This is a genomic window from Microbacterium sp. BF1, from assembly GCF_019279095.1.
GTDB lineage: Bacteria > Actinomycetota > Actinomycetes > Actinomycetales > Microbacteriaceae > Microbacterium > Microbacterium maritypicum.
The window spans coordinates 1-794 of record NZ_JAGYWT010000750.1; the positions used below are offsets into that span (position 1 = coordinate 1).

A 794-nucleotide genomic window follows, 5' to 3' on the forward strand; every position below is an offset into this window, starting at 1 on the left:
CGAGGCGCTGTCGAGCAGCGGCCGGCTCCCCTCGAGCAGAGCCGTGAAGGTGTCGGCCGTGTGCGCACCGGAGCGCAGCTGATCGCCCACACTCCCCAGGCGCGCCTCGACCCGGGTGAGTGCTGCCTGCGTGTCCTCATCCGTGAGGTAGTCCGACAACGACGAGACGAGGCCGAGCGCGACGTCGCCGAGCGTCTGGGCGAACGTGTCGCTGATCTCGGACGACACCCCTTCCGCGCCCTGTCCGGTGATCTTCGGCGCCAGCGCGTTCTTCTTCTCGTTCGTGTAGAGCGCGATGTGCGTGCGGTCGCCCCCATCGGCGTAGAAGGTCAGCATGTCCGCGCTGAAGGTCTCGGGCAGCACGATCGCGGCGTAGTACTCGCCCGACTTCGTCCCGTCGATCGCGTCGTGCTCATCGGTGATGACCCAGTCGAGCTGGTCGTTCCCGCGGAGCTGAGAGAGAACCTGCTCCCCGACGTTCACGCGGATCGGGACGAGGTCGCTCTCGTAGCCGGCATCGGTGCTCGCGACCGCGATCTTCAGGTCCTTCGTGTTCGCGAACGGATCCCAACTGGCGATCACGTTGAACCAGGTGAACAGGGAGGGGATGACGACGAGACCGAAAAGGACGATGCATGCCATCACGTTCTGGGTGGCGTGACGAACAGGATCGCCGCGTTCATCACGGTCGAGTTCTTCGTCAAGGAACCGATCGTGCCGATGTCGCTGTTCCGAAACCGCACCTTCACCCTGTCGGTCATCGCTTCGATCGCCATCGGCGTCTCGATGTTCGC

General features: G+C 64.7%; 1 protein-coding gene. It reads right to left on the reverse strand.

What is annotated here, in order from left to right:
- A partial coding sequence (locus tag KZA10_RS16545; protein WP_218683442.1) for a YhgE/Pip domain-containing protein occupies positions 1-642 on the reverse strand: 642 nt, incomplete at its 3' end.
- Between the last annotated feature and the right edge of the window lie 152 nt (positions 643-794).